This window comes from Caballeronia glebae (assembly GCF_001545035.1).
Classification (GTDB): domain Bacteria; phylum Pseudomonadota; class Gammaproteobacteria; order Burkholderiales; family Burkholderiaceae; genus Caballeronia; species Caballeronia glebae.
This window is the reverse complement of record NZ_FCOJ02000004.1, coordinates 186,654-200,266: the sequence shown is the minus strand read 5'-3', so window position 1 is coordinate 200,266 and position 13,613 is coordinate 186,654. Positions and strand designations below refer to the sequence as shown.

Sequence of the window (13,613 nt, the reverse complement as noted above, 5' to 3'; positions counted from 1 at the left end):
GGCACTTCATCGATACGCGGCAGCGCGACCTGCGCCGCCACGATCACGACGATATACGCAGCCGCCGCGACGAGCGTCGCGTTCCACCCGCCATGCCGCGCCGCCATGCGCCGCTGCAATCGCACGGCGAATACGGCGGCCGCGATGGAAATCGCCACCATGCCGAAGAAAAGCGCCGTGCGCGGCCCGATAGTCTCGGCATTGCCGACAGCGGGCGGATTCGGCGGGTACTTGAGGAAGGGCACGATGGCCACGCTCACGAAGCCGAACAGCGCGAGCATTGCCGACGTGCCGCGCGCGCGCAACGCGCCGAGCCGTCCATAGGCGAACGCGAACACGAGCGAGAAGAGACCGCCGAGCGCCGTGCCGAAAACGGCGACGCCGGTCAGAAGGCCGAGGCCCGCTTGCGTATCGCGCGAAACGAGTTCTTCGTCGCCGTGATCGTGCGAGTGCGCGGCGGCGGCAGTCGCATCGGCATGTTCGTGTGCGTGCTCATGATGTTCCTCGAACGCGATGGCGCGCGCCACCGACGGCTCGCCGAACGCACGCGCGAAGCCGAACCCGATCAGGCCCGCGACCAGCCCCGCGATCATGCCGCGTATCAGCAAAGTGCGAATCATGACGCGTCCTCAGTGGCACGGAAAGCCGAGCAAATGCCGGCCGTCGTGAACGAATTCGTGGACGTACATGCCCGGGAAAATCGAGGTCGCGCCCTGCTCGGCGCCGACGAAATAAATCGCGATCAGCAGAATGAGGCCGATGAAGACGGCCCACGGCAGCACTTCGCGCACCGGAATGGGCACAGGTGCGTCGAGCGACGGGGAAACCGGTGCGGAAAAGTCCGGCACGTTGGAAGCATTCATGGTGGTTCTCCAGGGATAAGCGCGTCCCGATTGACGAAGAGCTTGCAGCGGGGTCTGACTCGCGGCGCCGCGCTTTCGCGTTGACGAACCGCATACAGTGGCGCGACCGTGCCGGGTTTGCACCGGCTTCCTCGCACTGCAAGCTTGCCATTCTATGATTATCCGCTGCAAAGTAAAACGATTCCGATTCGCCCGGCCGCTCTCTTGGAACTCATTCTCCCGTGTCACGCCGCCACGCGCGCACTGAAAACCGCGCACTTTCCCACCGGCGACGAGCGCCCCGAGCACGATGCTCGCGCGCAACTCGCGTCATTGCGCGCGCGGCGAAATACGCGTGTGATCGCGAGCCCCGCACGCGTCGCGCGAGAAACGGCGGCATGGATCGCGGATGCATTCGAGATCGTCCCCGCATTCGATGACATCGACTATGGCCGCTGGCGCGGGCACTCGATACGCGCGACCGGCGAGCGAGAGCCGGAACATGTCGGCGCGTGGCTCGCGGACCCACGCGCGCGTCCGCACGGCGGCGAGAGCGTCGCGATGCTCGCGGCGCGCGTCGCGGAGGGGCTTGGCTTCATCGAGCGAGCGAATGGGTCGAATGCGCACGAGCGCTGCATCGTCGTCACTCATGCGATCGTTGTGAAAGTGGCGCTCGCGCATGTGCTCGGCATGCCGCTCGCGTCCGTCTATGGAATGAACTTCGCGCCGCTCTCGTCCACGGTGCTCAAGCGCGCCTCGCCCGCCGATGCATGGATCGCCGAATTACCGCACGAGCGCGCCTGAACTTCGTTCCTTACAAATCGCTCAAAGGGGCAGCGCATCGCAAGCGCGGCGCGCGCTCCACTCAATTCAGGAGACTCAGATGGCGCACTACGTGGATGGATTCGTCGTACCCGTGCCGATCGACAAGATCGACGCTTATCGCACCATGGCCGAAGCCGCCGGCAAAATCTGGCTGGAGCACGGCGCGCTGCAGTTCGTGGAGACCATTGCCGACGACGTGAAGCCCGGCAAGGTCACATCGTTTCCGCAGAGCGTGCAGATGAAGGAAGGCGAGACTGTCGCGTTCTCGTATATCGTCTACGAATCGCGCGAGCAGCGCGACAGCGTCAACGCGAAGGTGATGGAAGATCCACGCCTCAAGTCGATGATGGAATCCGGCGAGACCCCGTTCGATCCGCAACGGATGTTCTTCGGCGGCTTCACGACGATCGTCGAACTCGGACGCAATTGATATTTTTTTGAGCGCTCAACGCAAAGGAAACGCATCGACATGTATATCGCCATGAACCGCTTCAAGATCGTGCCCGGCGCCGAAGCCGACTTCGAACGCCTCTGGACGAGCCGCGACACGCATCTCAAGGACGTGCCGGGATTCGTCGAGTTTCATCTGCTGAAGGGGCCGGTGAAAGACGATCACGTGCTGTATTCGAGCCACACGATCTGGGCGAATCAGGCGGCTTTCGAGGACTGGACGCGCTCGGACGCGTTTCGCGCCGCGCATCGCAACGCCGGCGGCGAGACGCGTCAGCTTTACCTCGGACATCCGGAATTCGAGGGCTTCGAAGTCATTCAGACCGTCAAATAAAACGGTCCTCGAACATTCGAGCACTTGGGCGCAAGCACGCGCGTTTTACATACATGTGAAAAAACGCGCTGCGCCCACACTTTCTTTTCAGACGTTTTCAGGCTTTTGCGCCGCGCGCCATTCGCTGCAAGGTAGAAGAATCGAGCGCCCCTGCGCAAATGCGAACCGCTTCCTTCAAAGTGCGCGGACGGCCCGCGCCGAATTGCGATTCGAGCATGGCGACCGCGCGCGTGCGCTCGTCGTTGCCGAGTTTCTCGCCGGTTGCAAGCTCAAGGACCGAGATGAAATAAGCCGCAGGCGGCGCGGCGCTCGTATGCGGAGTCGTCTGGCGGTCCCCGTCCGCCGCGCCACCCGCGCCCTCACGTCCGTCGTCGCGCGCCGGAATCCACGGATGCCACTTGTTGTCGTATCGACTTCTCATAAGTCAGTTCGCTGGCTCGATTGCTGTGGCGCGCCTTCCGCGCCGTTTATCGTCTGACGCTTGTGGCGTCGCTCTCATTAAACAGACTGTCAGCAAGTGCCGTTCCAACGCATTTTTTCTTATGCGGACTAGCGTGTCGCGACGCTTTCCTCCGACAAAACAGCGCGCGCCACGCGGCATGCCGCGAGATCCCACGCAGCGCATCCCACCGATTTGAACATCGCGGGACGCGCCGCATCGACGGCTTGTGACGGGGCCGCGAGCGCAACGGCCAGCGCCCGCACCGCATTCCAGTCGATGCCCGCGAGAATGAAATCGCCCGCTTCGTGACGCGCGCCCGCGGGATCGTCGACGTAAAGCTCGCTCGCATGGATGGTCGCGGGCGCGATCTCGGCGGCATCGGCGGTGAACGCGCCGACACCGATCACGAAGCGTCCCACACGCGCGGGCATCGTGTAGACGGGCGTCTTGCTCGTGGTCGCGGCGATGACGACGTCGATCGACTCGGGCGTCGCGGCCTCGTCCAGCGCGGCGAGTTGCTTCGAAACCGCCGCATGCGACGCGCAAAATTCGCGCGCGCGCCCCGGACGCGAGCCTTGCACGCGAATGCGCGCATCGGGATAAATAGCCGCGAGCGCCTCGACGTGATACGCCGCCTGCTTGCCCGTGCCGATGACGAGCACGTCGCGCGGCGCGGCGGCATGAAGCGTGCGGATCGCAAGCATCGACACCGCCGCCGTGCGCCGGCCCGTCACCGTCGGGCCATCGAGCATGAATTGCGGAACGCCCGTCGTGGCGTCGTAGGCGGTGACTTGACCGTGAATCGTCGGCAGGCCGAGCGCGCCGTTGCCGGCGCAGACGTTCACGAGCTTGTGCATCGCGAGATCGGCGGCGCTCGCGGGCATCGACAGCATCACGCCGCCCTGGATCGGCACCGCCATGCGCTCCGGGCTCACGATGCGCCCCGCCGCGTAATCGAGCATCGTCGCGGCGAGCGTGTCGACGAGCCGGTCATAAGGCACGAGACGCGCGGTCTGGGCTTCGTCGTAACGCTGGATCGTTGCGGTCATCGGGTGCGCTCGCTTTTGGACGTGGAAGATGAGATCGAACTTTAAAATGCCATCGAAGTGCCGGAACATTCTAACGGTGTGCGACGCCGCGTCATAAAGCGACGCATCGCTCACTACAATGATCAATGAGCCGCTGTCATATGACTGCCATCGAATGCCGTCATAATCCGCCGCCACGCGCCGCGACCGGTCATCGCGACGGCGGCAGCCCAGGAACGCCACGGAGCCCTTCATGAACACGACGGAAAAGCAGCGCCGTTTCCACGCCGACATCATCGACAGCTACGACGAAGAGTTCGAGATGGAGGTAGACGATCGCTTCCTGGATGGCGAATCGACCTTTTCCGACGAAGACCGCGAGCTACGCAAGACCTATTTCCGCGAGCTGTTTCGGCTGCAGGGCGAACTCGTGAAGCTGCAGGACTGGGTCGTGACCGAGGGGCATCGTCTCGTCGTGTTGTTCGAGGGACGCGATGCGGCGGGCAAAGGCGGCGCGATCAAGCGCATCACGCAACGGCTGAATCCGCGCGTGTGCCGCGTGGCCGCCCTGCCCGCGCCGAACAATCGCGAACGCACGCAGTGGTATTTCCAGCGCTACGTGTCGCACTTGCCGGCGGCGGGCGAGATCGTGCTGTTCGACCGAAGCTGGTACAACCGCGCGGGCGTGGAGCGTGTGATGAACTTCTGCACCGACGAAGAGTATGAGGAATTCTTCCGTTCGGTTCCCGAGTTCGAGAAGATGCTTGCGCGAAGCGGTATTCAGATCGTGAAGTACTGGTTCTCTATTACCGACGACGAGCAGGAAGTGCGCTTCCAGGCTCGCATCGAGGACCCGCTCAAACAGTGGAAGTTAAGCCCGATGGATCTGGAAAGCCGCCGGCGTTGGGAGGCCTATACGGCGGCCAAGGAAGTGATGCTTCAGCGCACGCACATTCCCGAAGCGCCGTGGTGGGTCGTGCATGCCGTCGATAAAAAACGTGCTCGCCTGAACTGCATTCACCACTTGCTGAGTCAGGTGCCGTATCACGATGTGGAGCATGACCCGATCGATCTGCCGGCCCGCGTATTCAATCCCGATTATCTGCGCCAGCCGGTGCCCGATGAGATGTACGTTCCCGAAGTGTATTGAAGGTCGATAGCGCGGCGCGCGTCAGCAGCAGTTATTGCACGGCAAGTGCTTGACGCCCCCGCCGCTACGCTGACGCGCGATCGCGTAACGCAGCGCGAATTGATACGCGTGCTGCGATCCTCTCATCACCATTACGAACATGACTTGCGCGAGATTGAAGTCGAGCGTGACCATCAGGCGCATCAACACGAGCAGTGGCAACACCACCGCTGGTTGATACAGTTGTTTTGCGATCAAGTCTCTCATCATCGGCTCCTTATCCCATGATTAGAATTCTAAGGATTAGAGCGCTGCGGATAAACGCTCCGCAGGTGAAGACATATGTTCCAAGAGACGAACAATCGGCTTTGTCAGCGGCGCGTTCGAAAAAAAATGGCCCTGCGCAAGTCAGGGCCATGTTCACGTCACTTCTGCGCGAGACTCGCCTCGGGCACCGGCGTGGGCTTAGCATCGCCCCAGCCGCCGCCCAGCGCGCGGATCAGATTCACCGTCGATACCGCCTGCGTGCCGCGCAATTGCACCGAAGCACGCTGTGTCTGCAGCACGGTACGCTCGGCATCGATCACGTCGAGGTAATTCACCGCGCCCTCGGTGTATTGCGTGCGCGATAGCTGCGCGGCGCGCACCGACGCCTTCACTGCGTCGTCCTGCGTCGCGGTCTGATCTTCGAGAATGCGCAGATCGGACAAGTTGTCCTCCACCTCGCGAAACGCGACGAGCACTTGCTGACGATAGCTCGCCACATCCTCTTCATACACGGCGCGCGCATTGGCGAGATTGCCCTTGCGACGGCCGCCGTCGAAGATCGGGATGTTCAGCGCCGTGCCCGCGAACGGCCCGAGCAAGAAGGTGCGGCTCGACCACTTGAACAGATCGCCGAGCGTCGCCGATTCGAAGCCGCCCGCGCCCGTCAGCGTGAGCGACGGGAAGAACGCCGCCTTCGCCACGCCGATGCGCGCGTTGGCCGCCGCCATCGCGCGTTCCGCTCCCGCGACATCGGGACGGCGTTCGAGCAGCGCCGAAGGCAAGCCGGGCGGCACGCGCACCGTGACTGGCTTGAGCGGGTTCGCGGCTATCGAGAACTCGGCGGGCGCCTTGCCGAGCAGTACCGCGAGACCATGTTCCGACGCCGCGCGCAGACGTTGCACCGTCATCGCGTCCGAGCGCGCGGTCGCGAGTTCGGACTTCGCGCGGGCCACATCGAGTTCGCTGATATCGCCCTCGGTGTAGCGGCGTTGCACGAGCTTCAACGCTTGTTCGCGTAACTGCACGGTGCGCGTGAAGACATCGGTTTCGGCGTCGAGCTCGCGCAGATTGAAGTAGTTCTGCGCCACATCCGCCTGCAACGCCAGTTGCACGGAGCGGAACAACGCCTCGCTCTGCTGCGTGTCGGCGTTCGCCGCCTGCACCGTGTTCGATACGCGGCCGAACAGATCGACCTCATACGACACGCTCGCCTGCGCCCGCCACAGCGTTTGCGCGGGCACGTTGCCATCGGCGGGCAGGAACTGCGATGCCGGCGAGAACTTCTCGCGCGTCGGGCCGAAGCCCGCATCAAGCGTCGGGAACAAGCCGGCGCGCGCCGTCTGGTTGATCGCGCGCGCTTCCTTCACGCGCGCGGCCGCCGCCTTCAGATTCTGGTTCGCGTCCTGCGCCTGCTTTTCCAGATCGTTGAGCGTGGCGTCGTCGAAGATCGTCCACCATTCGCCGCGCATCATCTCTTCGGAAGGCTGCGCGGCCTTCCACGTACCCGCTTCCGATGCATCGAGCGTCGTTTGCGGGGTTTCCTTGTACGCGGATGGCGCGTTGACGTCGGGCTTCTCGTAGGTCGGCGCGAGCGAGCAGCCCGCGACCAGCAGCAACGACGCCATCAGACCCGATAAAACATGCAGCTTATTCATCATTCACCTCACTGCGCTTCGACCGAAGCACCAATACCGCGCATCTGCGGATGTGTGCCGTGCTTGTCCGTTACGTGCTCGGTACGCGAGAGCTTGCGCAGAATCACGTAGAACACCGGCGTCAGCATCAAACCGAAGAGCGTCACGCCCAACATGCCGAAGAACACCGCGATGCCCATCGCATGACGCATCTCCGAGCCCGCGCCCGTCGACAACACGAGCGGCACCACACCCATGATGAACGCGATGGACGTCATCAGAATCGGGCGCAGACGCAGCCGGCTCGCTTCGATCGCGGCCTGCACGATCGAGCGTCCCTGCATCTCAAGCTCACGCGCGAACTCGACGATCAGAATCGCGTTCTTCGCCGACAAGCCCACCAGCACCATCAAGCCGATCTGCGTGAAGATGTTGTTGTCGCCATCGGTGAGCCACACGCCGAGGAGCGCCGACAGAATGCTCATCGGCACGATCATGATCACCGCGAGCGGCAGCGTCAGGCTTTCGTACAGCGCGGCGAGCACGAGGAACACGAGCAGCACGCTGATCGGGAACACCCAGAGCGCGGCGTTGCCCGCGAGGATCTGCTGATACGTGAGATCGGTCCATTCGAACTTGATCCCGCGCGGCAGCACTTCCGCCGCGATGCGTTCCGCCGCTGCCTGCGCCTGCCCCGACGAATAGCCTGGAGCCGGACCGCCGTTGATGTCGGCGGCGGTATAGCCGTTGTAGCGCACGACCATCTCGGGACCATACGTCGGCGTCACCTTCACGAGCGACGACAAAGGCACCATGTCGCCGCTAGCGTTACGCGTCTTCAGCAAACCGATGTCTTCCGGATTCGCGCGGAACGGCGCATCCGCCTGCACGCGCACCTGATACACGCGTCCGAAGCGATTGAAGTCGTTCACATAGAGCGAGCCGAGATAAACCTGCATCGTGTCGAACACGTCCGTCACGGAGACACCGAGTTGCTTCGCCTTCACGCGATCCAGATCGACGTTCAACTGCGGCACGTTGATCTGATAGCTTGAGAACGTCGGGCCGAGTTCGGGCGTCTGCGATGCGCGCTTGATGAACGCCTGCGTCGCGTCGTTGAGCGCCGCGTAACCGAGCGCGCCGCGATCTTCGAGCTGCATCTTGAAGCCGCCGAGCGTGCCGAGACCGAGAACCGGCGGCGGCGGGAACACGGCGATGAACGAACCCTTGATGCCCGCGTACTTCTGATTCAGCGCGCCGGCAATCGCGTTCGCCGACAGCGCCTTGTCATGCACGCGTTCCTTGAAAGGCTTCAACGTGACGAACACGATGCCAGCGCTCGACGAGTTGGTGAAGCCGTTCACCGACAAACCCGGAAACTCGACCGCGCTTTCCACGCCCGGCTGCTTCAACGCGATATCCGACATCTGACGGATCACGCCTTCCGTGCGATCGAGCGATGCGCCGTTCGGCAGTTGCGCGAAGCTGATCAGATACTCCTTGTCCTGCGCGGGCACGAAGCCGCCCGGCACGATCTTGCCCATCAGCACCGCGCCGCCGAGCAGCACGGCATACACGACCATCATCAATGCCTTGCGATTGATGACGCTCGTCACGCCCTTGCCGTAAGCATCCGAGCCGCGACGAAAGACCTTGTTGAAGCCGCGGAAGAAGCCGCCGAACACGCGGTCCATGCCTCGCGTGAGCCAGTCCTTCGGCTCGTCATGGCCTTTCAACAACAGCGCGGCGAGTGCCGGCGACAGCGTCAGCGAATTGAACGCGGAGATCACCGTCGAGATGGCGATGGTCATCGCGAACTGCTTGTAGAACTGGCCCGTGAGGCCCGACATGAAAGCGAGCGGCACGAACACGGCGACGAGCGTCAGCGCAATCGCGATGATCGGCCCGCTCACTTCGCGCATCGCCTGATAGGTAGCCTCTCGCGCCGATAACCCCGACTCGATGTTGCGCTCCACGTTCTCGACGACCACGATCGCATCGTCGACGACGATACCGATCGCGAGCACCATCCCGAACAACGACAACGCGTTGATCGAGAACCCGAATGCAAGCAGCAACGAGAACGTACCGACGATCGACACCGGCACCGCGAGCAACGGAATGATCGACGCGCGCCACGTCTGCAGGAACACGATCACGACGAGCACCACGAGTGCGATAGCTTCCGCGAGCGTATGAATGACCGCTTCGATACTGGAGCGCACGAACTGCGTCGGGTCATAGACGATCTGGTATTCGAGACCCGCGGGCATGTCCGCCTTCAGCTCCTTCATCGTCTTGCGCACTTCGTCGGAGATCTGCAGCGAGTTCGCGCCCGGCTGCTGATTGATTGCGATTGCAACCGCCGACTTATTGTCGAGCAACGAACGCAGTCCATATTCCGATGCAGCGAGCTCGACGCGGGCGACATCGGAGAGATGCGTGACCGCGCCATCCGGCGAAGTTTTCAGCACGATGTCGCGGAACTCCGACTCGTTCTGCAAGCGGCCGCGCGCATTCACGTTCAGTTGCAGCGGCACGTTCGGCAAGGTAGGCGATCCGCCGATCACACCGGCCGCGACCTGCACGTTCTGCTCGCGGATCGCGTTGACCACATCGGTCGCCGTCATGCCGCGCTGCGCGACCTTTTGCGGATCGAGCCACACGCGCATCGAGTAATCGCCCGAGCCCCACAACTGCACTTCGCCCACACCGGCGATGCGTTCGAGCCGGTCCTTCACGTTGATCAGCGCATAGTTGCGCAGATACGTCATGTCGTAGCGGCCGTTGGGCGAGTTCAGGTGGACGACCATCGTCAGCGTCGGCGACGACTTGATGGTCGTCACGCCGAGGCGCTGCACGTCTTGCGGCAGACGCGGCAATGCCTGGTTCACGCGGTTTTGCACGAGCTGCGTGTTCTTGTCCGGATCGGTGCCGAGCTTGAACGTGACCGTGGTCGTGAGGTTGCCGTCGCTATTGGCTTGCGACTGCATGTAGAGCATGTCCTCGACGCCGTTGATCTGCTCTTCGAGCGGCGAGGCCACGGTCTCCGCGATAACTTTCGGGTTCGCGCCGGGATACTGCGCATGCACGACGACCGAAGGCGGCACGACTTCCGGATACTCGGAGATCGGCAGCTTGAACATCGCGATGATGCCCGCGAGCAGCACGACCACCGATAGGACGCCCGCGAAGATCGGGCGGTCGATGAAGAATTTGGATATGTTCATGACGAGTTCTGTCTGTTGCGGATGACGCGCATCACTGGGCGGATGCGGTCTTCACGGCCGGCGCATCGCCGCTCGTATCCATTGCGACGTTGTTGGCCTTGATCACGTCGTTGGGACGCACGCGCTGCAGGCCATTCACGACGATGCGCTCGCCCGGCTGCAGGCCCTTCGAAATCACGCGCAGGCCGTCCTGCGTCTGCGCCAGCGTGACTTCGCGGTACTGCACGCGGTTGTCTTTATCGACGACCATCACGTACTTCTTGTCCTGATCGGTGCCGATAGCTTCGTCTTCCACGAGCACGGCCGGATGCGGCGTGCCGCCGCCGACCTTCACGCGCGCATAGAGACCCGGCACGAGCGTGCCGTCCGGATTGTTGAAGCGCGCGCGCACGCGAATCGTGCCGGAGGTCGTATCGAGCCGGTTATCGACAGAATCGACGACGCCATCGCGCGAATAGCCGTCTTCGTTCGCGAGACCGAGCGACACCGGCACCGCGCTGCCCGAATCGCGGCCGAGATAGCGCAGATACGTTTGTTCATCGACATCGAACGATGCGTAGATCGGCGATACGGACACGAGCGTCGTGAGCAATGGCGCGTTCGCACCCGTCGACACGATGTTGCCGACCGTGAGTTCCGCGCGCGACACGCGGCCCGAGACGGGCGCGACGATATGCGTGTACGTGAGATTGATCTTCGCGGTTTCGAGCGCAGCCTGCGCGGCCTTCAGGTTGGCGACGGCCTCGCGCGCGGCGTTCTGTTTCTCGTCGTAATCGCGCTTGGCGATGGCGTTGTCCGCGAGCAGACGTTCCGCGCGCGCCGCATCCGTCGACGTATAGCCGTTACGTGCTTGCGCCGCCGCGAGCTGCGCCTGTGCGCGATCCACTTCGGCCTGATACGGACGCGGATCGATCGTGAAGAGCGCATCGCCCTTCTTCACGAGCTGGCCGTCCTTGAAATGCACCGCGACGATCGTGCCGGGCACGAGCGGACGAATGTCGACGTGATCGACAGCTTCGAGCCTGCCCGAATAGCTTTGCCAGTCGGTGATGGTCTTCGACACCACGGCTGCAACGTCCACTTCCGTGGCTGTCGGGCTATGCGCGGCGGCTTTGGCTTCGTTGATCGCCGAATCGCCGTGCCCGCGCAAGACGGTATGACCGCCCGCGCCGGCGACGATCAGCGCAGCGCCTAGCGCGGCGTAGATACGTTTGCGAGTGAATAACATGGTGAGGCTCCGGTTGCGTTGAGATTGTTGTTGTGCGGTGCGTGGCTGGCGTGCCGTTTCTTGCGCTTATCTTCTGCGTTCATCTGTGCACTCAGCTTTCGCGCTTATTTCGCGCGTGCGAGGCGTTTCCTGAAGAACGTGACGACATCCGAGAGCGCGTCGGGATGCGCGGCGAGCGCCTGATGCGATGTCTTGCCATGACGCGTGACCTCGGTCGGCACGCCCGCGGCAATGAGTTCGCCCGCGTATTTTTCCGCCTCGATATGCAGCAGATCGTGCTCGGCGCTCGCGATCATCGCGGGCGGCAGGCCGCCGAGACGGCGCGATTCGAGCGGCGCGGCGTACGGATGCAGCCGTTGCGAAGGATTCGGCAGATACGCGCGATACCACTGCGCGCATTCGCATGCTTCGAAATCGGGGCACAGTACTTTGCGTTCGTCGGCGAGGCGCGTCATGCTCGGATCGAGCAACGGTGCGAGCAGCGCTTGCGCGGACATGCGAATATCGCCGCGATCGCGCGCGATAGCCGCGACACACGTCGCGAGATTGCCGCCCGCATCGTGGCCCGCGATCCCGATGCGCTGCGGGTCCGCGCGCTGCGAGCGGGCATGCGCGACCGCCCACTGCGCCGCCCGATAGCCATCCTCGGGCGCGGCGGGAAACGGAAACTTCGGCGCGAGCGAATAGCCGACCGACACGACCCACGCGGGTGTATCGCGGGCAATCGTCGCGGCGGCGATATCCGCGTCGTCAAGTCCGCCGCGAATAAAACCGCCGCCGTGGAAGTAAAGAACGATGGGCAGAATCGTGCCGTCCGACGCGGGACGATAACTGCGCAGCGTGATCGGCTGCACGTGTCCCGTGACGTGCACATCTTCGATGCACAAGCGAGGAGTCGACTCCAGATCCAACAGTGTTGCCATGGTTATTCTCGGTGCGAGGCCTATGCTGCAAGGCCTTCACGCATAAGTTGCGATGCTGCGAATTCTGGAGCCCGCGCCTTTTTTAATAAATGCCTATAATCCGGCAACACAATTCGGTCGCACCGAACAATCGTGGTTATCCCTCGCGATTGTTTATCGGTCATTCTTTAGCGCGCGCTTAATTAGTTGCATCGCTAAGCAAAGAAGGTGAGAGAACATGGATCGGTTACAAGCAATGCAGGTCTTCACCCGCGTCGTGGACACGAACAGCTTCTCGCGCGCAGCAGACACACTCAATCTGCCGCGCGCCTCGGTCACGACGATCATCCAGAATCTGGAAGCGCATCTGAACGTGAGGCTGCTTCAGCGCACGACACGCAGGCTCAACCTCACGCCGGACGGCGCGGCGTATTACGAGCGCTGCGTGCGCATTCTCGCGGACATCGAGGAAGCGGAAGGCTCGTTCTCGAATAACGGAAAAGGTCCGCACGGCAAGTTACGCGTGGACATGCCCGGCGCAATCGGCCGGCTCATTGTTATGCCGCAGCTATGCGATTTCCATACGCGCTATCCGGAAATCGAACTGATGATGGGCTTCGGCGACAAGCCGGTCGATCTCATTCAGGAAGGCGTCGATTGCGTGATTCGCGTGGGCACGCTGCAGGATTCGAGCCTCGTCGCGCGACGCATCGGCGTGTTTCAGGGCGTGACGGTGGCCTCGCCGCAATATCTCGAACGCAACGGCACGCCGAAAATCATCGACGATTTGCAGAATCACACGGCCGTGAATTATTTTTCGAGCCGCACCGGCCGCATCATGGACATGGACTTCGTCGTCGACGACGAAACCATCGAAGTGAAAATGCGCGGCATGATCGCGGTGAACGACGCCGAAGCGTATCTGGTTTGCGGCCTGAAGGGTGTCGGCATCATTCAGGTGCCGCGTTTCATGGCGTTGCCGCATCTGCGCGCGGGCGAACTCGTCGAAGTGCTGCCGCAATGGAATCCGCTACCTATGCCCATTTCCGCGGTGTATCCGCATAACCGGCATCTGTCGCCGAAGGTGCGCGTGTTCGTCGACTGGGCCGCCGAGTTGTTCGAGCGCTGCCCGCTGCTACAAGGTCAGAAGGATGCGGAAGAGCGCTGCCTGCCGACGAGCACGCCGTCGCCGGCCATCGTGCGGCACGGCACGCCGGAAGTCGCGGGCACCGAAGACATCGTTGCATAGCTAACCATCTCTGCATTTTCGCGCGGCCATGACGATCGAATGATGATCGCCGT

Annotated in this window: 14 protein-coding genes and 1 riboswitch; of the genes, 5 read left to right on the top strand and 9 right to left on the bottom strand. The window is 62.7% G+C overall.

Translation table 11 applies throughout. The features are described from left to right. Positions 1–620, bottom strand: a 620-nt coding sequence (locus AWB82_RS04695) for a CbtA family protein (protein WP_086965979.1), incomplete at its 3' end; no start/stop codon positions are given. A gap of 9 nt (positions 621–629) precedes the next feature. Then, positions 630–863, bottom strand: coding sequence for a CbtB domain-containing protein (locus AWB82_RS04690; RefSeq protein WP_086965978.1), 234 nt, complete (start codon positions 861–863; stop codon positions 630–632). Positions 864–892: 29 nt separating this feature from the next. Then, a riboswitch (cobalamin riboswitch) is annotated at positions 893–1,019 on the bottom strand. Positions 1,020–1,067: 48 nt separating this feature from the next. On the opposite strand from AWB82_RS04690, the gene AWB82_RS04685 reads away from it, so the two are divergent. The 3 genes from AWB82_RS04685 to AWB82_RS04675 all read left to right on the top strand — a co-directional run bounded on the left by AWB82_RS04685 (position 1,068) and on the right by AWB82_RS04675 (position 2,451). Further along, positions 1,068–1,646, top strand: coding sequence for a histidine phosphatase family protein (locus tag AWB82_RS04685; protein WP_086965999.1), 579 nt, complete (start codon positions 1,068–1,070; stop codon positions 1,644–1,646). 79 nt (positions 1,647–1,725) lie between these two features. Then, positions 1,726–2,097 carry a DUF1428 domain-containing protein gene (locus tag AWB82_RS04680; protein ID WP_086965977.1) on the top strand — a complete coding sequence of 124 codons (372 nt, stop codon included), beginning with the start codon at positions 1,726–1,728 and terminating at the stop codon, positions 2,095–2,097. 39 nt (positions 2,098–2,136) lie between these two features. Next, complete coding sequence (locus AWB82_RS04675) at positions 2,137–2,451, top strand: antibiotic biosynthesis monooxygenase family protein (RefSeq protein WP_008353090.1); 315 nt, start codon at positions 2,137–2,139, stop codon at positions 2,449–2,451. 97 nt (positions 2,452–2,548) lie between these two features. Here the strand turns inward: AWB82_RS04675 and AWB82_RS04670 are convergent, their stop codons facing one another. Together AWB82_RS04670 and lhpI are read right to left on the bottom strand one after the other, a co-directional pair. Next, complete coding sequence (locus AWB82_RS04670; protein WP_086965976.1) at positions 2,549–2,872, bottom strand: hypothetical protein; 324 nt, start codon at positions 2,870–2,872, stop codon at positions 2,549–2,551. A 128-nt stretch (positions 2,873–3,000) separates the two neighbouring features. Next, complete coding sequence (gene lhpI, locus AWB82_RS04665) at positions 3,001–3,942, bottom strand: bifunctional Delta(1)-pyrroline-2-carboxylate/Delta(1)-piperideine-2-carboxylate reductase (protein ID WP_086965998.1); 942 nt, start codon at positions 3,940–3,942, stop codon at positions 3,001–3,003. A gap of 232 nt (positions 3,943–4,174) precedes the next feature. Between lhpI and ppk2 the strand changes: the two genes are divergently transcribed. Then, complete coding sequence (ppk2, locus tag AWB82_RS04660; RefSeq protein WP_086965975.1) at positions 4,175–5,071, top strand: polyphosphate kinase 2; 897 nt, start codon at positions 4,175–4,177, stop codon at positions 5,069–5,071. 21 nt (positions 5,072–5,092) lie between these two features. On the opposite strand, the gene AWB82_RS04655 is transcribed toward ppk2, so the two are convergent. The 5 genes from AWB82_RS04655 to AWB82_RS04635 form a co-directional block, all read right to left on the bottom strand. Further along, entirely contained in the window at positions 5,093–5,317 is a 225-nt protein-coding gene (locus tag AWB82_RS04655) for a hypothetical protein (protein ID WP_235023176.1), read from the bottom strand. 158 nt (positions 5,318–5,475) lie between these two features. Continuing rightward, positions 5,476–6,975 (bottom strand): efflux transporter outer membrane subunit, encoded by a 1,500-nt coding sequence (locus tag AWB82_RS04650; protein WP_086965973.1) that lies wholly within the window; start codon positions 6,973–6,975, stop codon positions 5,476–5,478. A gap of 5 nt (positions 6,976–6,980) precedes the next feature. Then, complete coding sequence (locus AWB82_RS04645; RefSeq protein WP_086965972.1) at positions 6,981–10,181, bottom strand: efflux RND transporter permease subunit; 3,201 nt, start codon at positions 10,179–10,181, stop codon at positions 6,981–6,983. 31 nt (positions 10,182–10,212) lie between these two features. Further along, a complete protein-coding gene (locus AWB82_RS04640) occupies positions 10,213–11,409 on the bottom strand; it encodes an efflux RND transporter periplasmic adaptor subunit (RefSeq protein WP_086965971.1) in 1,197 nt (398 codons plus the stop codon). A 104-nt stretch (positions 11,410–11,513) separates the two neighbouring features. Next, positions 11,514–12,332, bottom strand: a complete 819-nt coding sequence (locus tag AWB82_RS04635) for an alpha/beta hydrolase (protein WP_086965970.1) — start codon at positions 12,330–12,332, stop codon at positions 11,514–11,516. 217 nt (positions 12,333–12,549) lie between these two features. Here AWB82_RS04635 and AWB82_RS04630 point away from each other — a divergent pair, with 217 nt between their 5' ends. Next, on the top strand, positions 12,550–13,560 hold the full coding sequence (locus AWB82_RS04630; protein WP_086965969.1) for a LysR family transcriptional regulator: 1,011 nt from the start codon (positions 12,550–12,552) through the stop codon (positions 13,558–13,560). Positions 13,561–13,613: the final 53 nt, after the last annotated feature.